The organism is Chitinophaga sp. 180180018-3, assembly GCF_037893185.1.
Lineage (GTDB): Bacteria > Bacteroidota > Bacteroidia > Chitinophagales > Chitinophagaceae > Chitinophaga.
The window spans coordinates 1,193,457-1,210,608 of sequence record NZ_CP140772.1 but is presented as its reverse complement, the minus strand read 5'-3'; the positions used below and the strand labels follow the sequence as shown (position 1 = coordinate 1,210,608).

14 protein-coding genes are annotated in these 17,152 nt (G+C 43.9%); 3 read left to right on the top strand and 11 right to left on the bottom strand.

Annotation, left to right across the window (positions count from 1 at the left end):
• Window positions 1–76 precede the first annotated feature (76 nt).
• The 9 genes from UNH61_RS04885 to UNH61_RS04845 all read right to left on the bottom strand — a co-directional run bounded on the left by UNH61_RS04885 (window position 77) and on the right by UNH61_RS04845 (window position 11,713).
• A complete protein-coding gene (locus tag UNH61_RS04885; RefSeq protein ID WP_326996157.1) occupies window positions 77–340 on the bottom strand; it encodes a helix-turn-helix domain-containing protein in 264 nt (87 codons plus the stop codon).
• 135 nt (window positions 341–475) lie between these two features.
• Complete coding sequence (locus UNH61_RS04880; protein ID WP_326991003.1) at window positions 476–889, bottom strand: nuclear transport factor 2 family protein; 414 nt, start codon at window positions 887–889, stop codon at window positions 476–478.
• A 135-nt stretch (window positions 890–1,024) separates the two neighbouring features.
• On the bottom strand, window positions 1,025–2,005 hold the full coding sequence (locus UNH61_RS04875) for a terpene synthase family protein (RefSeq protein ID WP_326991002.1): 981 nt from the start codon (window positions 2,003–2,005) through the stop codon (window positions 1,025–1,027).
• Window positions 2,006–2,047: 42 nt separating this feature from the next.
• Window positions 2,048–3,052: a hypothetical protein gene (locus UNH61_RS04870; protein ID WP_326991001.1), complete on the bottom strand. Its 1,005-nt coding sequence runs from the start codon at window positions 3,050–3,052 to the stop codon at window positions 2,048–2,050.
• Window positions 3,053–3,665: 613 nt separating this feature from the next.
• Window positions 3,666–5,207: a RagB/SusD family nutrient uptake outer membrane protein gene (locus tag UNH61_RS04865; protein WP_326991000.1), complete on the bottom strand. Its 1,542-nt coding sequence runs from the start codon at window positions 5,205–5,207 to the stop codon at window positions 3,666–3,668.
• 19 nt (window positions 5,208–5,226) lie between these two features.
• Complete coding sequence (locus UNH61_RS04860) at window positions 5,227–8,454, bottom strand: TonB-dependent receptor (RefSeq protein WP_326990999.1); 3,228 nt, start codon at window positions 8,452–8,454, stop codon at window positions 5,227–5,229.
• Between the two features lie 141 nt (window positions 8,455–8,595).
• Window positions 8,596–9,807, bottom strand: a complete 1,212-nt coding sequence (locus UNH61_RS04855) for a FecR domain-containing protein (protein ID WP_326990998.1) — start codon at window positions 9,805–9,807, stop codon at window positions 8,596–8,598.
• Window positions 9,808–9,904: 97 nt separating this feature from the next.
• Window positions 9,905–10,501, bottom strand: a complete 597-nt coding sequence (locus tag UNH61_RS04850) for an RNA polymerase sigma-70 factor (protein WP_326990997.1) — start codon at window positions 10,499–10,501, stop codon at window positions 9,905–9,907.
• Window positions 10,502–10,855: 354 nt separating this feature from the next.
• A complete protein-coding gene (locus tag UNH61_RS04845) occupies window positions 10,856–11,713 on the bottom strand; it encodes a sterol desaturase family protein (protein WP_326990996.1) in 858 nt (285 codons plus the stop codon).
• A gap of 129 nt (window positions 11,714–11,842) precedes the next feature.
• On the opposite strand from UNH61_RS04845, the gene UNH61_RS04840 reads away from it, so the two are divergent.
• On the top strand, window positions 11,843–12,403 hold the full coding sequence (locus tag UNH61_RS04840; RefSeq protein WP_326990995.1) for a TetR/AcrR family transcriptional regulator: 561 nt from the start codon (window positions 11,843–11,845) through the stop codon (window positions 12,401–12,403).
• A gap of 111 nt (window positions 12,404–12,514) precedes the next feature.
• Here the strand turns inward: UNH61_RS04840 and UNH61_RS04835 are convergent, their stop codons facing one another.
• The gene (locus UNH61_RS04835; RefSeq protein WP_326990994.1) at window positions 12,515–13,462 is read right to left on the bottom strand and encodes a hypothetical protein; all 948 of its coding nucleotides are present in this window, start codon (window positions 13,460–13,462) and stop codon (window positions 12,515–12,517) included.
• A gap of 407 nt (window positions 13,463–13,869) precedes the next feature.
• Between UNH61_RS04835 and UNH61_RS04830 the strand changes: the two genes are divergently transcribed.
• Together UNH61_RS04830 and UNH61_RS04825 are read left to right on the top strand one after the other, a co-directional pair.
• The gene (locus UNH61_RS04830) at window positions 13,870–15,609 is read left to right on the top strand and encodes a thiamine pyrophosphate-dependent enzyme (RefSeq protein ID WP_326990993.1); all 1,740 of its coding nucleotides are present in this window, start codon (window positions 13,870–13,872) and stop codon (window positions 15,607–15,609) included.
• 8 nt (window positions 15,610–15,617) lie between these two features.
• On the top strand, window positions 15,618–16,085 hold the full coding sequence (locus UNH61_RS04825) for an MEKHLA domain-containing protein (RefSeq protein WP_326990992.1): 468 nt from the start codon (window positions 15,618–15,620) through the stop codon (window positions 16,083–16,085).
• A 136-nt stretch (window positions 16,086–16,221) separates the two neighbouring features.
• Here UNH61_RS04825 and UNH61_RS04820 read toward each other — a convergent pair whose 3' ends face one another.
• Complete coding sequence (locus UNH61_RS04820; protein WP_326990991.1) at window positions 16,222–17,079, bottom strand: helix-turn-helix transcriptional regulator; 858 nt, start codon at window positions 17,077–17,079, stop codon at window positions 16,222–16,224.
• Between the last annotated feature and the right edge of the window lie 73 nt (window positions 17,080–17,152).

Genomic DNA, 17,152 nt, shown 5'->3' with positions numbered 1-17,152 from the left:
AAAGCATCGGCATAAGTCAATTTTTTAAAAAAAGATACAGGGTAATTGCTGGTCAAGGTATTTATAAATTGATTAGCTAAATACTTCTCCTAAAGGCTTCAGGAGATAGGCCTGCCTGATTCTTGAAAAATTTACAGAAATAGGAATTGTCTTTAAAATTAAAATTGCAGGCAATTTCTGTAACCGTCAGGTCAAGGTAAATCAGCATACGCTTTGCTTCCAGTACAATTCTGTTTCTTATCATGTCACCGGCAGATATGCCTAACAGGTCTTTACAAATACTATTGAGATAGTTAGGCGTGATGCATAAAATTTCAGCGTAATATTTAGGCCGGCGCATTAATGATACCTCCGGCCCAATCAATCCATCTTATTTAATGAGCATTAATTTCACGAACGATCATCATATATACCGTTCTAGTTTTGGCCGTTACAATTTCTCTTCCATTTTGTGCGTGTCGCACTGGTAATTTAGCTATGATATCCTGCGTTCCGATTCCTGAATGGGTACGTCGTTAATGCTGGCATATCGCTTTTGCATAAGACCATTTTCGTCGAACTCCCAGTTTTCATTGCCATATGCCCGGAACCACTGCCCTTTGTCGTCGTGAAATTCATACTCGAAACGAACAGCGATACGGTTGCCGGTGAATGCCCATAGTTCCTTTTTAAGTTTGTAGGCGTGTTCCTTTTCCCATTTGGCAGTTAAGAACTTAACGATCTCCTCGCGGCCATTAACAAAAGATGACCGGTTTCGCCATTCGCTGTTTATAGTATAGGCCAGTGATACTCTTACCGGATCCTGGGTATTCCAAGCGTCTTCTGCCATCTGGACCTTTTGTCTGGCGGTTTCAAAATTGAAAGGGGGCAACGGGTGTCTCTGTTCCATGAGATCAATTATTTAATTGGTTAAGAATTGTACTGATTTACGGGAACAAAGGTAGCGTTAGGTGCAGACAGACCTATGGTGGTTTTTACGGTAAGTACGGTACAAATCGGATTACTTCCGCAATTAGCTTCTACTTCAAACGGATGTTCCGTATTCAGGCTTCGGAAATGCACCAGGAGTTTTGTAACGCGTAGATCTTCCTATATGATACCAGGCTCCCAGTCCTGAAATCATCAAAGCCATATAGTGAACAAAACGTTCGATATTCTTCTGATGTGATCCGAAATCAGGAAGATTATGTTGTAATTCTACATATTCCGCTACATAATCATCGTGGATACGCATGGCTTCGGAACATGCTTCTTCCAATGAAACCTTATATTGATTTTTTATCACAAGGATAATATTGAGCACTTCTGTATCAACGACAGACTCTTTCTCGATTGAGGCAAAATCATTCTGGATGGCCATAATACGGCACATGAGTGTTTTCAACCGTTTGATAATGGGATGTTCTGATATATGGTTTGGAACAATATAATTGATAGAAGGTTCTACAGGATCCCCATAGGGATACATCGAGATAGAGTACTCGCGGATAAGCAACAGATTATTTAATGTAGGAAACTCCTTCTTTAGCTTGTACGGGGTTTCTTCCATAATGCCATACGTTGTATAATTATAAAAATCCTTTGTCCATCGCTGAAACCAATCATCATTAGCATAAGGGAGAAACTCTTCTCTGCTTAGCGCCACCTGTCTTATTAACCCTATATCATCAGGCCTGGGTTGCTGCCCGAGCATTACATCCATAATATGATCTCTGATAGCTGCAAGTTCATTCACCGGGCATACTTCGTGGTAATCGTCATATAATGTAAGCCACACCATGAATCTGGCAATAGGTCTGATCTGTTCCATACTACTTGCTGCAGGAAACATAAACGATGTAGCTTCTGCAAGGCCATGCTTTTTATACTTAGTTCTGGTGGCCTCAGACATAAACCGATAATCTGTATTGATCCAGTCGCTCTCTTCCTTATCAAATGATTGAGAAAAAGGGCCTATTTCATATGGCCATGGATATTGTAAAATGGGAACATCTTTTTGTTTCATGATTGAAATATTTTAAATTAAATACTTAGCCAGGAATCTATATTAAATTGCTCTTGTACTCAGTTGCTCTTTTAGTTCTATAGAACCAGGAAATTCAGTACTGTTATAACGGTCAAGCCTGGTTGAAATATTCTTCCAACCGCTGAGTACCATACTCATATAATGGATCCAATTTACAACGGCATCCTGCCAGTGGCCAAAATCGGGGAGAGAAGACTGCAAACTTACAAACTCATTTAAATCTTCATTATGAAGACGCAGATCTTCCAAACAAGCTTCCTCCAGGGATATTTTACGTTCGTGTTGAATTACCTTTACAATATTGTAATAAATGCTTCCAGTTGCTTCATCTTTTGTCACAGACTGCACTTCGTTGAAGAAAGTTACAAGATGGCAAGCTAATGCCTGCAGACGGCGGATAACTGGATGCTCATGAATCTCAGGAGGAAGGGTGATGCCTGTTTCTATTTCGGTAAGTTGCAGAAAAGGATACAAACAGATGGAATCCTCCCTTAATACAATACATTCATTTATTGTTGGGAATACCTTATTTTCTTTATACCAAAGTTCCGTTTTCAATCCTTCAAAATATCGGCTGATCATCTTGGTAAAACGACTAATGGATTCCTGCGGAATAAATTGTAGCAGCTCCACTCTCAGTGTTGCCAGCATGGATCCCAATGGTATTTTCGATTCCGCAGCGTTTATTTCACCAAGAAGTACTGCAATTGACTGTTGGTGAACGAATTCAATATTGTTCGGCGAGCTTTCTTCATAAAGGTCATCATTATACAACGTCCATAGCATCAATCTGCAGATAGGCCTAAACCGCTCCGGCGATGCAGTGGGAAACCATTGAGCAGCAATATGAGCCGTTTTAGTTCTCTTATACTTTCTACGTATATCTGCATTCTGTTCATAGATCCACAAGTATTCCCCATCGATCCATTGACTTTCGGTAATCTCCTGCAGCTGGTCGGCATTAGGGTTCTTTAACATTGGAAACGGATATCTAAACCGCTTATTAAGTAGTTCAAGGGTGTTCATTGCTTTGCAATTTTGTGTCAGGATAACATTTATCAACAAAATTGTTCAAACTAAGTACCGTTACATCAGATCAGGGTGGGTATGGCTTAATCCGCTGTTTCAAAAGAAATCAGTACTGAAATATGAGGAGTTTGAATGGAATGTTAGCGTCTTTACCAATCGAAAGCGCTGATGTTGTTGTTAGATAGGACTTTCATACTATATAATTTTGAGGGAATAATACTTCGCAATTTCAACCAGTATACTAAAGTTAAAAAAAAATATTAACAAATCAACCTGGATAAATTATTTTCTATCTCATTGATCCAAAGAGCAGAAATCCTTAACTCTAAATCCTGTCCCCATTTTTATTACAGGTTATCATTCCTATTACCAGTAATCATCCGGATATTAAAGATAATTGCATGGCCCCGTATTTTGTAGATTTTCCGGGATTACCAAACAGCTATCTTGAAAAAGATGCCCCCAGGCCTGCTCCCAGGGGCATAGATCTTCATTAGCGTCAAAAGCAATAAACAAGATCTTTATAAATGCTGTTCAAATAATCTTTCATCAGGCGGAAAGTATTACCACTGGTTACAGGTCTGATAATAAAGTCCGGTTTTAATTACATCTAATACCCCGGATTCTGCACCAGTTTATTATTTGCATCAATATCCACCTGAGGAATCGGGAACAGCAGGTATTTCTTGTCGCTGGTATATGGCTTGAATCCAGGCTTAGGCGCCAGAAATTTGCCAAAGCGAATCATGTCCTGTCTTTCCAGCCCTTCCCAGGCCAGTTCAAAACGGCGTTCTTTATAGATGTCGTCCAGCGTAACGGACTTCAGCAGTTTATCCGGATCAGTGAAAGCGCGGGCGCGGATCCTGTTCACCAGTGCGGTAGCGGCGGCGTTATCTCCCCCGCTGCGTACAATAGCTTCGGCTTTCATCAGGTAAATATCCGCCAGTCGAAAGATGTGCATATCATTTTCCATGCTGGTGCTAAGTCCGGGTGTAATATCCCATTTTGAGCAGCGTACGCCTTCTTCCTGGTTTGCCCAGCCCCAGCCATCTGCGTCCACTTCATGCATGGTAATATCAATAGTGTGGATAAGGGGACGGCCGTGAACGGTGATGAGCACATTCCCTGTTTTCGGATCCTTCATAGGTCCCATCAGAAAGGAGCCACGATAGCGCAGGTCTGTTGTATCAAATGCCCGCACGTAATCCGGCATGGCGGCAATGCCGTTCACCGGCGTGATGAGGAGGCCCAGGGCAATATTATCCAGGTAATGCAGCGTATAAGCAGCTACCATGTTCTGCCTGCCGCTGCCACCGGCTTTGAAAGTGGCGGACAGGATAGCCTCCCGCGACACATCATTCTGCGGTACAAAGTTGGTTTTCCAGTTGTTCTCAATGATATAACCCATATTCATTACGGAATCACAGGCGTTTTTACATTCCTCCCATTTAGGCCCTCCATCCGGATTCCAGACCATCGCATTCAGGTACATTTTTGCCAGCAGGGTGTAAGCCGCCCCCCTGGTCATTTTTCCATAACTGGCAGGTGTAGCGACATCGGTTCTTAGTTTATCCTTGATGGAATTGAGTTCATTGATAATGAAATTGAATACTTCCTTCCTGCTTTTGGTAGTGGGCTGCGTTTTGTCCAGGAAGTCGGTTACAACAGGCACATTGCCATAATTATCGCAAAGTATATAATACCAGAAGGCGCGAACGCACCTGATCTCAGCCAGGATCTCTTCTTTTACGCCGGCGGCTATTACAGGATTGTTGCTGATCTGGTAAAAGATCTGGTTGCAGATGGAAATACTGGACATAGCATTGTCGTAGCAATTATTGTAGTAAGTGCTGCCGGCTGTCCATTTGTGCATCGTCATTTCTTTATGCGCACCGCCATCCCACCAGTCGCCGCCCTTGCGTACGGGGATCACAGCCATATCGCTGGATAGTTCCACCATGGCCATATACGAGCCATCATCCAGCGTATAGTTCTTTAGTGTGTTATAGATCGGGCCTACCAGGGCATTCACTTCTGAAGCATTGTTGCCGAAATCAGTGACCGGTACCTGGTTGTACAGTTTTTCATCCAGCCGGGTACAGGCCGTCGCGGCCAGTAAGATCATCAACAGGAGGTATTTACTAGGTTGCATATTTTTCAGTTATCAGTGGTTAAAAACTAGCATTCAGGCCAACTGTAAATGTTTTCGACCTGGGAATAAATGAATCTTCTGCAACGCCGGGCGACAGGCCGCCAACGTTTACTTCCGGATCCGCCCCTTTGTACCGGGTGATCAGGAAAAGATTTTGCGCAGAAACAAATACATTACATTTTTTAAAGCTCCTGCTTTGCTGCAGATCGAAATTATAGCCCAGGCTCACATTATCCAGCCGGAGAAAAGAGCCCTTCTGTATGTAGTAGCTGGAGTATTTGGGAGAATCGTGGATACCGTTTGTCAGTGCTTCCCGTAATACATTCGAGCCGGGTAGCCACTGGATATTACCGTATTGCAGGCTGGGATTGTTAAGCACATCATTGCCGTAAACACCACGGATGAAGACATTGAGCTCAAAGTTACGGTAGACGAGCGTGTTGGATATACCATAGGTCAGTCTGGGCATAGCGTGGCCAATATAAGTACGGTCCAGGTCATTGATCTCACCGTCCTTGTTCCTGTCTTCCATAATATATTTACCATCCTTATCTAATCCCAGGCACTTCCAGCCAAAGAAGGTGCCTACTTCCTGTCCTTCTTCAACGATATGCGTGGTAGTACCACCGGAACCTCTCAGGCTAATGCCGCCGGTTTTGATGCTGGCTGCCTGGTACACATCGTTGGATAACCGTGTTACCGTATTCTTGTTGTGTGCGAAATTAACGGAAACGGACCAACGAAGATCACGCCGCCGGATCACATCTGCATTGATCAGCATTTCAAAACCTTTATTGGACATATCTCCTACGTTGGCCAGTATAGTCGGATACAGGTTGGGCGGAACAGGTACGCTATAGGTGTACAGCAGGTTACTGGTTTTCTTGATGTAATAGTCAAGGGTACCGCTCAGGCGTCCATTAAAGAACCCGAAGTCGATGCCGGGATTGAATGAGGCTGTTTGTTCCCATTTCAGATTCGGATTATCGTTCTGTGCATATTTGTAAGAGTTGTGCCATTGCCCGTTATCCCAGAACTCATCGCTGCGGCCGTACAATGCGATGGAATTGTAAGGCCCTATTCCATCCTGATTCCCTACAACGCCATAGCCTATACGTAATTTCAGATCGCTGAGTATCCGGTTGCTATGCAGGAAGGGTTCTTCTGAAACCCGCCATGCAAAAGACGCAGAGGGAAAGGTGCCCCATTTGTTATTCTTACCGAATACGGAAGAGCCGTCCCGCCTGACGGTGCCGGTAAAAATATATTTATCCCGGAAGCTATAATTCAGCCGGCCAAAAAAGGAGATCAGCCTGTTCATGTTCTTGTCGGAGTTCACATCATTGGGGAAGAGATTCTCACCGGCGCTGAGATTGTTATATCCGAAAATATCAGTGATGAAACCCCTGTTCTGCGCACTGGAGAACTGGTAGTAGTTGTCTTCATAGGAGTACCCAATCAAAGCAGTCAACTGGTGTTTACCAAATTGTCTTTTGTATTTACCAGTCAGTTCCATCAATTGTTTATCCCATACTTTGTTGCCTCTGTAAGCGTATCCATGTACACCTCTTCCCGCCGGACTGGTGATGGAGTTATAAGTACTGTGATCCTCTGTTTTTCTTTGTTTGAACAGGTTTACGCCTGCCGCAAAACCTTTGAAAAGTTCCAGTTCTGCTTTCAGATTACCGTAGAACAGCCCCGTTTTATACAGATCGGTATTTTCTGCCATATTGTGCACGGGGTTACCCTGGTTATATTCCATGGTTTCAAACCAGCTGCCATCGAGGTTTTTGACCGGAAAAACCGGGATCATATTATAGGCAAGCCTGGGATTATCACCATTCGCGGGCGTATAGTCACTTTGCACGGATCCGCCGGTAATGGAAATATCAAGCCGGTCGTTCAATGCTTTCTGGTGCAGGGAGAGAAGCACGTTATAACGGCCCATCCTGTTATCCTTCAAAATGCCCTGCCTGTTCAGGTAGCTGAAAGAAGCGCGATAATCACTATTTTCCCCGCCACCCGAAACGGAAATGCTATGGTTTTGTGAAACACCGGTGCGGATAATCTCCCCGAACCAATCGGTATTGGCGCCTTTATCGAGGCCGCTGATGTCCATCCCCACTTTTTTCGTATAGTCACGCCATTCAGTCGCGTTTAATACCTTGGGTTTATTGGTGATTTTGTCCATCGATGCATATCCGCTATACTGCACCTGCGGATGCCCGGCTTTCCCTTTTTTTGTAGTGATGAGGATTACTCCGCTGGCAGAACGGGAACCATAAATAGCGGCCGCAGAGGCGTCTTTCAAGACACTGATAGATTCTATATCCTGCGGAGAAACGGAGTTCATGTCCATACCGGGTATTCCATCAATCACCACAAAAGGAGAGCTGGAGCCGGTCAGTGACGAGGTACCTCTCAACCGCATACTTTGCTCCACAGTAACGTCGCCGGTTTCTGTTGTTACGGTCAGGCCTGCCACTTTGCCCTGTAACAGATCCGTAGCGGTGCGCGCCATTCCCTTATTAAAATCTTTCTCTGATACAACAGCAATTGCGGTAGAGATGTCTTTTTTAGACTGGGTACCATATCCTACCACTACTACCTCACCCAATGATTTAAGGTCTTCTTTCAGATGTATATCTATTACGCTGCGTGCATTCACGGGCACTTCCTGCGTAACGAAACTGATATAGGTAAATACCAGCACTGCATTATCCGGTACCTGAATACTGTATTTTCCCTCCTGATCGGTGATGGTACCAATGGCACTTCCCTTTATCTTGATACTCACACCAGGCAACGGCTTTCCCCGTTCGTTCGTTACCGTACCCTGTACACGGCCTGGTGGCGCATTGCCCGGCGTATGAACGGGTGCCTTTTCCCTGGGCGTAACCACGATGTTTTTTTCAACAAATGTGTAAGTCAGCGGCTGATCTTTAAAACACTGTTCCAGTACAGCTTCCAGGGAGGCATTCTTTACATCGATGCTGACATTTTTTGTCTGATTCAGCTGTTTGTCATTGTACAAAAAAAGATACTGGCTTTGGCGTGTAATCTCGCTGAAGATCTTTGCCAAAGGCGCATTCTTTTGCTTAATGGAGATCTGTTGTGCCATTCCTTTGGCGCTCAGCTGCATACAGGCAGTGATCAGGAAAATAGCGGACAGCCGTCTGGTCAGACATGTAGGAAAAACGGATAGCCCTTTACAGGAAAGGACCCTGCAGATAACGTGTAGTCTCATCTGTCAAAGGATTAATTAGATAGATTAAATGATTGATAATCAGAATACTGCTTTTTATAAACGAATGGGGATTTTCTCCGGGCACGCATTACCGGGCGGCCCGTTTTTATTTTGGTCAATAATTAATATGAACGATCCTGCTTATTGTGTACTATCGCGTTGTCTGGCATCTGCTGTTATAGAGCGAACTGTCAGCCGTTTCCCGGTGATCTCAAATTGTACCTCCTTTGTAAGCGCAAACATTTTCAATACCTGCGATAAATTATTCTTACGTGATATTTGTCCCGAGAAATAGATGTCTTTCACGTTCCCTTCGTACTGTATTTCTATATCATACCATCTGCTGAGCTGTCGCATGATAGTCAGCATATCAGTATGATCGTAATGAAACAGCCCTTCTTTCCATGCCACCGCTGCAGTGGCATCTACCTGCGCTTTTTGCAAACGTCCGCCTGCCCGGGCCGCTCCGGCTTCCTGTCCGGGTTGCAGCACTACTTTATCGTCACCTTTCATTACCAGAACGGCACCCTGCAATAGTGTTGTTTTAATTAACCTTTCATCTTCATATGCCATTACATTGAAGCGTGTGCCCAATACCTGTATTTGCAATTGTTGTATCTGTACGTAAAAAGGCATGCTGGCATTGGCAGCCACTTCAAAATAGGCCTCGCCTTTAAGTTCTACTACCCTTTCGTTACCGGCGAATGCTGCCGGATAACGCAGGGATGAAGCTGCGTTGAGCCATACACGTGTGCCATCCGGCAGGGTCAGCTGGTATTCCCCGCCGCGGGGTGTAGACAGCATATTATATACAACTCCCTCCTGATGTCCGGTCGTCGGGTTTTTATAAGCCAGCAGACCGGATCCCAGTTTAACGATCTTTGTATTACCTTGTTGTGCAATATTACCATTAGCAGTACTGTCCAGCGTAACCTGCGTGCCATCTGCCAGCGTCAGCACTGCCTTGTTGCCACCGGGTACGGCATCCTGCAGTAATGGACGTGACACAACAGGACGCCCCTTTTCAGGTGTGCGACTGTAACGGTTTCTCCAATAAAGGTTCCCCCCCACAAGTAATAACACTGCCGCGGCGGCGGCAGAAAGCCTGCGTAGCCGGGAAAGCCGTCTCTCTCCCCTGAGATAGGAAGAACCCTTTATTGCATCTTCCTTCATAGCATCAGCCAGACTGCGTCGCAGCACATCTTCAAAAGCCTGCTTTTGCTCCGGTGCCCATTGCCATTCCCGTCTATCAGCAAGCGCACCGTACCATTGTTCTATTATGGCTGCTTCTTCCGCATCGCACAAACCCATGCGGTAACGCCGCAATAATTCCCTCGCCTGCTCCTCATTCATATGATCTGATTTTGAGCCGTATTAGTGTATTATTGTCCGTCTATCTGTAATATTCCGTAAGTCGGATGTTGGTAGTAGATGAAATGCATATTTTTTTTTAATCCAGCAGCAAAGCGAGATATAATATCGCTGTGGAAGACAATCCGCCTATTTCTGTTCTGATAATCTTCAACGCATTGCTGACCTGCTTCTTTACAGTCGTTTCCGCAATACCCAACTGGTGCGCAATTTCCCGGTAAGACAAATTTTCGTGCCGGCTCAGCAGATAAATACGCTGCATTTTGGATGGAAGCCCTGCTATGGCTTTGTCCACCCGTTCTTCCAGCTGCTTCAGTTCTGCGATGCTAGCCGCAGTAGGGGTCTCCAGGTGCCCGAAATGTTCAGAAAGTGTGGCGAGAAATTGATGCCGGGTAATATTACGTTCTATATAACGTATAGAGAGATTGCGTACGCTTTTTAACAGGTAGGCCACCAGGCTTCCCCGGACCTCCAGCTCCTGCCTTCTTTTCCAGATAGATAGCAGCACCTCCTGTACGATATCCCGGGCATCCTCTTCGGAACGGATCACCCTAAGCACATACAGGGACATTTGTTCCCAATAACGGTTGAAGATTTCTGTAAATGCGCCTTCATCATTGCTCCGAAGCAATTGCAGCAACTGATCGTCCGTGAGTGTGGAATAATCGGATTGCATGTGTGGATGTGATATTACTGGTAAAGCGCCCTTAGAATCGATCTAAATATAAATAACTTAAATTAATTAGTGGTAATAAATGTCGTGATTAACTGCAGATAATGTGTAAATGGACGCTGATTGCTACCACTTATATGTAACCCCAAAAGACTGATTGGCGGTAACTATCGGGGATATCGGGTACTGAAAAACTAACGTTGCCGCTATTAAATCCTCCGATTACCTATATATCCATATCAATGGCTATATCTACAATACAGGAACTGATGATTATAATCTTGCTTTATCGGAGAATAGTCGTCAAAAAAGGCTGCAGGCTTTCACTTGCAACCTTTGACCAACAAGCAGAATGTGCTACTTCCTGAAAGGATAAGTTATTACTTCCAGCACATTTTCAGATTTAGGCCATTCACCCTCATTTTCAACGCCCAGCTTTTCCGGATTCTTACCTGGCTTGTAATAAAATGTTCCAAAAACAATATCCCAGATAGCCAGCGTATTGCCATAGTTCTTCGCTTCCTCCACTTTTGCACTGTGATGGTAACGATGGGTTTCTGTTCCAATAAAAATGTAGTTAAAAAACCCTGCTCTTATATTAACGTTGAAATGTGAAACCAGGCTTTGCAGGTCAATTAACAAAGTGGCAATCAGTGCCGCTTCCGGAGGAACACCAAGCAAAATAAGAGGCATTTGAATAATGGTGGCGGTAATAAAAGCATTTACCGGATTAAAAACTGCATGCATAATTACATATACCTTATCAGGTAAATGATGGGCTAAATGTACCCGCCAGAGAAAGTTTCCAAATTTCCCCCCGGAAGTATGACTTAGCCGGTGGTACCAATATTGAAAAAATTCAAACACAAGGAGAAAGCTAATTGTACTTACTACAACCGGTGCGTTCGTGAAAAACCCACTATGATTTTCACTATACCAGATGGCAACTACACCAAACGCACTTTTTGTCAATGCTATAACAGGGGCATCTATAAGGATATATCTCAGATCTCTCAAAAAGCTCCTTTTTGTCATTTTCCAGTCCTTATTCAGTGGAAAAACCGTTTCAGTCACCACTAATGTCAGTACTAAAAACAGTGTGGTTACTACATATACTGTTTTGTAATTCCAATGTAACTGTATTGCCAGGAAAGCAGCCGTTAGCACTATTAGTAACAAAGTCGGGTAAAGATACCAGGTGATTATTTTTTTCATTTCTGAACTATTTGAATTTTATTGAACATATTGTTTTGTTTTGCAAACGTATTGGGTATTTTTGCGACATACAAGGCAGGGAAGCCGCTAAGTGTCTGTTATTGAACTATTGATTAAAAAAGTTCAGCAATGAAAAAAGAAGGTATCGTAGACAGAAGGATCCAAAAAACAAAAAGAAGTCTTACTGAAGCGTTAATTCAGCTAATTCTGGAAAAGAATTATGAGAACGTGACCATCAGGGATATTATTGACAAAGCCAATGTGGGCCGATCGACTTTCTATACGCACTATGAAAGCAAGGAGCAGTTATTGATGGATGGACACAATAACCTTAATGTGCCATTGTTCACTGTGGAGAATGACACAACATTGAATTTTAGCAATATGTTTTCCCATATTTCGGAGAATGTGAACCTTGCAAAGGCCATGATAGGAAAGAAAGGCGGTAATGTGATGATCATGTTCTTCAAAAACAATATTTCTCTTGGTATAAAAAAGAAATATGCTCCTTCTTTTGGAAGGAGCAGGGCAGAGCGATTATTATTATCATATTTATCGGATGCTGCTGCAGCCGCTGTAATGAGTCTTTTAGTATCATGGATAGAAGATGACATGTACTTTAGTATAGCAGACATGTCTGGAAGATGCAGCAAGATAGTTATTGCCACTTTTAAAGGTGAAGGTGCCTGACAAGCTGGTTTTCCCGATCTTTCCAGTGCCCTTGCATGTAAAATGAGGGCTCTTAAAAGTACCGGGAAAAAGCATTTTTATATAATAACTTTCTCGAAATCAACATCCCGTCTACCACCTATATGTAACCCCAAAAGACCAGAAGAACTGATTGCTCAATGGTTCCACCTTCACCGTTGACTCCTTGGTAGACAACGTCGTTAAGGTAAGCACCGCAGGGTGTAACGGAATAGCATAAGTGGGTTCAAAAGAGAAGGTTAGTCGCTTATGAATAGTATAAGATATCGGCAAGCTTAATTCATAATCCAGTATAGTAAAATTGGAGGCACCACTCATATCTGCCACCACAGTTGGTGGTTGACGTTGTTTCTTTTTCCTGCTCACTTTTACTACAGGATTGAGGTGACGGTTGTTATAATAATCATCATAGAAGTGTTGCGTCCCGGCATTTGCTGACACCGTAGGCAGGATGTTCAGCCGATCATTAAACAGGTCGAAACTGTGCTGCAACGCGGCCGTTGCGACATAGTCGGTTTTTGATCCAAAATTCAGGTAGCCATCTACAGAAGCTGCGACAATTTCGTTAAAATCATAGGCAGCACCGGCATGCAGATCACCACTCACTTCTGATCGTATGTTGTCACTCAATTTATTATAGAAAAATTTGGAGGCACTGATTTCTCCATCAAAATTACCCCGCGAAAACAGATAACCTGCTGTAACTATACCCGCATCCACACGAGCGGTATTGTTCATTAGCATAGAAACGATCCCCTCTACATATAACCCCGATTTATGATAATAGCCCATTGTAGCGGACAAATAAGGGATACGGGCAGAGTCTTTTCTGCCAGTATATATGTTGTCACTCAGGTATTGCAGGCCTGTACTAAAATACGATTTGCGTCTTTCGTTGTCAGCCGCTTGGGTTTGCTCGTTACCGGTAGCTGACAATGAATCCCGTTGGTGCAATGCGGCGGTAGTGGTTCTATTATAGTGTTGCTGCGCGAACATAGGTATTGCCGGCAGTAACAGAATGCATAGAGATAGAAGTTTCATGTGCTTTTACAGATTATGCTATATAGTGATTATAGACAGTGTCATAATCTAAAGGTTTAATTTATCAAATTAATGTTGATGTTATTTGTATGTTGAATTAAAATGGCATTAGAAAATAAGAGGCAACTTAAAAGTAGCTTTATCAGGCAAAATGCTATGCTAACAAAAAAATAATAATTTGCGCAAACGCAGGCAATCAGCAAGATGTATGTTTTCTCCTGCACGGACCGGCAAGAAAAATTTTCTATCTGAAAAATACTGATTATACTTGTGGTACAGTGAATGTGAGCAAAGTAACCATCAAACCCATTTGAAAACCATATCAATAATCTTCCTCTAAAGCCCTTAAAAATCATATACAAAAACCATGAATTAATATAAACAACATTAATTTTAATTACTATTCTATGACCCTCAATGACCACTATGGAACCATTCCATGCGTGACTGATAATTATCAGCTCATTATCGACACCCTTACTGACTGGGGAATAACGTTATACACCGGCGTTACCGGCGGTGGTGTTATTCATCTGCTAAAGTACCTCAAACCGCTTGATGATCTGCCTTCGGACGATCCGGCATTTCTGACATTGGGAGAATACAGCGCCGGTTTTGTTCCGTTGGGTTATTACCTGGCCAGTGGAAAAATAGCCGCTGCAGTGGCCACTACCGGAGCTGCCACTAAACTGATCACCTGTGGCCTAAGTGACGCTAAACTGCACGACATCCCTGCCGTTTTTATTGTGCCTGTTTCCGGTAGTAATACCAAAGGCTTCTCACCACTACAGGATACTTCCATACACGGCAGTAATATCGTTGCACAATTACGGGCGGAACTGGGAAATACTGTTTTTGTACTGAATGATCCATTCACGTTAACCGCTCAGTTAGCCGCCGCCAAAGCCGCCCTTGATCGCTCCAAACCGGTGGTATTGGTATTGGATAATGAAGCCGTGGGGCGCCCGGTAATGGAGTATACCATGCCATTACCTGAAGAAGAGTTATCGGAAGAAGACGATGTCCCGGAAGCTTTTGTGGCTGCATTCCGGGAAATAACAGACGACAAGCGGGTAATAGTTTTGGTGGGAGAAGAAATGGCGCGCTACCCCAATGCCAGGCAGCTCACCACACAATTATGCGAACAACTACAGGCAGCCGCCATCTGGAGCATCAATGGCGCCAACGCTGTGAGCCAGGATAATCCCTACGGCTACGGCTATATTTCTTTTGGAGGAAATGATAAGGCAATGTCGCTGTTTAATTCGTTGGGCGAGGAGGATGTACTGGTTGTACTGGGCGCCTGCCCGGATGAATACACTATTAATTTCAGTGGCTTTAAGGCTGCTCATACCTTTTTCCTGGGGAATATTCCGCAGGCATATGGCTTAGTGGAGAACAGCCTGCGCCATGTAGCCACCGGCGGATACGATCATTTCTGCGGCCCGCTGGATGTGTTGTTAAATACACTGATATACGCCGGCCGGCACTATCCCTTCACCAACAAATCTGTTGTGAAAGCGCCGGCAGATTTGAACGACCGACCATTTGCCACTCCGCGGGAAGGATATGTGAATATGGCTACTCTATATCAGCGTCTCAATAAATGGTGGCCTGCACATTCGCTGGGAATAGATGATGTTTGCCTGGCTTATAAAGACCGGCAATATGTAACGCAACGACCTAATGACAATATCGATTTCTACTCCCTCTATCGTGGTTCCGCTATGGGTGGAGCTTTCGGAGCAGCTGTAGGAGCGAAATTATCTGACCCCGATCGCCCGGTTTTTTTGTTTACCGGTGATGGATGCTTCCGCCTCTTTTCCGGATCCTTAGGAGAAGCAAGCCAGCTGGGTATCATTATTTTTCTGTTGAACAATGAATCTTTGTCCATCGTTGAACAAGGACTGGAAAAGGTATTACCCGATATCGCAGTACCACATTACCATGCACGTGTTACTACCATCGATTATTGCGCGATCGCCAGCGCCTGTGGCTGGGAGGTTGTACGGCTACGGCCTGACCTGTGCAATCTGGAGGAGATATTACATCGTATGGAAATGTATGGACAACGTTCCCTGCTCATAGAAGTGCCGGTAGATCACCAACAGGAGCTGGGCCAGAATCCCCGTCTCAAAAATTTATAATTACAGCCATGACATCATCGTATATTTCTTTAATCACACAAATTGATCAAAATTTCCTTCATAGGAATGGCAGGCCACTTCCAGCGCCACCGGATGTTTCGGAACGCGCACAATGGCTGCATGAAAAAGCTCCATATAGCATCCTGGCGCATGGAACTGGTACTGATCCTCATTTCATTTATGCCAATCAGTTTGCGTTGTCTTGTTTTAAATACAGCATAGATGAATTCCTGCAACTTCCCTCCCGGCTAAGTGCAGCACCACAGGACAGGAGTCAAAGAGAGCGGTTGTTACAGGACGTGACGTTCAACGGCATTGCTTATCATTATACCGGCCCTCGTGTTGATAAATACGGGAATACTTTCACGATTTATGATGGTGTGATATGGCGGCTAGTCCATCCGGATGGATCAGCACTCGGGCAAGCAGCACTTTTCTGGTGCAATGAATCGGAAAGGCCTGCGTGGTATGTTTAACAAGTCGGAAACCCGCTAGCTACGGGCGTGGCTATACGGCATTTGAAGAAGATCATGTGGATGGTGGATTCTTACCGGTGAAGCCAGTGAAGGGCTGGCAGCTTTGCTTCCAGCTTTTCATTGGCAATTTTCCTGACTATCCCTCCCTGAACTGCGTCGGCGTAACCCCTGCCTGTGCCTTAAAAAAATTAGAAAAATACGCATGATCCACAAAGCCAAGCTCAAACGCAATTTCCTTTATAGACAGATCCGTTGTCTGCAACAGCCGCTTTGCTTCCAGCAGCACTCGTTGCTGTATCAATTTAGTAGCCGATACATGAAGCTGATTTTTACAAAGAATATTCAAATAGTTGGCAGAGATATGCAACTTTGAAGCATAGAACCCCACCAGTTTTTCCCGCTTGTAAAATTTATCAATCAGCATATTGAATTGTGCAAGCCTCGGATTAGATTGCAATACTTTCAAATCAGTAAAAATATTCTCTGCCTCTTTACTTACAATCGCGGCAATAACGGCGGCGCGCGCGCTGATAATCTCCTGTACGGAGTCAGGCGAACTCAGTTCATCCTTGATCGCATCAAATTCATACTTCAGCAATTTGAAATTATTGTTGGTCAGCGGGATCACCGGATGATTCATGTAATTCGAAAACGAAAAACGGAAGAATGGTGCGAAGCGTTCGAAAAAACGCTGCTGTATCATCAGCTGGTAGCCCGTTGTATTGGGCTTGATACTCCAGGTATGTACCTGTCCGGGAAACAGCACATGAATTTGCTTATTTCCGATTGGATAATCGTGAAAATCGATATTATGAACCCCTTTTGCCGATTCAAACAGATTGATGATAAAAAAATCATGCTTATGCGGCTTTTCGATATGCCGTTCACCATGCAGTTCATTGAAGAGGAATTCTTCCCTGCCAGCCAGCTGGCCCTTCCTGAATTCATGGAGACCTAAAACAGGGATGTAGCTTGTATCATCGTAAATCTTCATATCAACCAATTAAGTTGGAAGTTCAACTTCTAAAATATGAAAATTTATGGCAATAAAAAATGGATTGGCCCTG

What these genes read in the sequence shown, in the direction of transcription:
- UNH61_RS04885 (WP_326996157.1), bottom strand. Translation starts at nt 340, where the DNA reads ATGCGCCGGCCTAAATATTACGCTGAAATTTTATGCATCACGCCTAAC.
- UNH61_RS04880 (WP_326991003.1), bottom strand. Translation starts at nt 889, where the DNA reads ATGGAACAGAGACACCCGTTGCCCCCTTTCAATTTTGAAACCGCCAGA.
- UNH61_RS04875 (WP_326991002.1), bottom strand. Translation starts at nt 2,005, where the DNA reads ATGAAACAAAAAGATGTTCCCATTTTACAATATCCATGGCCATATGAA.
- UNH61_RS04870 (WP_326991001.1), bottom strand. Translation starts at nt 3,052, where the DNA reads ATGAACACCCTTGAACTACTTAATAAGCGGTTTAGATATCCGTTTCCA.
- UNH61_RS04865 (WP_326991000.1), bottom strand. Translation starts at nt 5,207, where the DNA reads ATGCAACCTAGTAAATACCTCCTGTTGATGATCTTACTGGCCGCGACG.
- UNH61_RS04860 (WP_326990999.1), bottom strand. Translation starts at nt 8,454, where the DNA reads ATGAGACTACACGTTATCTGCAGGGTCCTTTCCTGTAAAGGGCTATCC.
- UNH61_RS04855 (WP_326990998.1), bottom strand. Translation starts at nt 9,807, where the DNA reads ATGAATGAGGAGCAGGCGAGGGAATTATTGCGGCGTTACCGCATGGGT.
- UNH61_RS04850 (WP_326990997.1), bottom strand. Translation starts at nt 10,501, where the DNA reads ATGCAATCCGATTATTCCACACTCACGGACGATCAGTTGCTGCAATTG.
- UNH61_RS04845 (WP_326990996.1), bottom strand. Translation starts at nt 11,713, where the DNA reads ATGAAAAAAATAATCACCTGGTATCTTTACCCGACTTTGTTACTAATA.
- UNH61_RS04840 (WP_326990995.1), top strand. Translation starts at nt 11,843, where the DNA reads ATGAAAAAAGAAGGTATCGTAGACAGAAGGATCCAAAAAACAAAAAGA.
- UNH61_RS04835 (WP_326990994.1), bottom strand. Translation starts at nt 13,462, where the DNA reads ATGAAACTTCTATCTCTATGCATTCTGTTACTGCCGGCAATACCTATG.
- UNH61_RS04830 (WP_326990993.1), top strand. Translation starts at nt 13,870, where the DNA reads ATGACCCTCAATGACCACTATGGAACCATTCCATGCGTGACTGATAAT.
- UNH61_RS04825 (WP_326990992.1), top strand. Translation starts at nt 15,618, where the DNA reads ATGACATCATCGTATATTTCTTTAATCACACAAATTGATCAAAATTTC.
- UNH61_RS04820 (WP_326990991.1), bottom strand. Translation starts at nt 17,079, where the DNA reads ATGAAGATTTACGATGATACAAGCTACATCCCTGTTTTAGGTCTCCAT.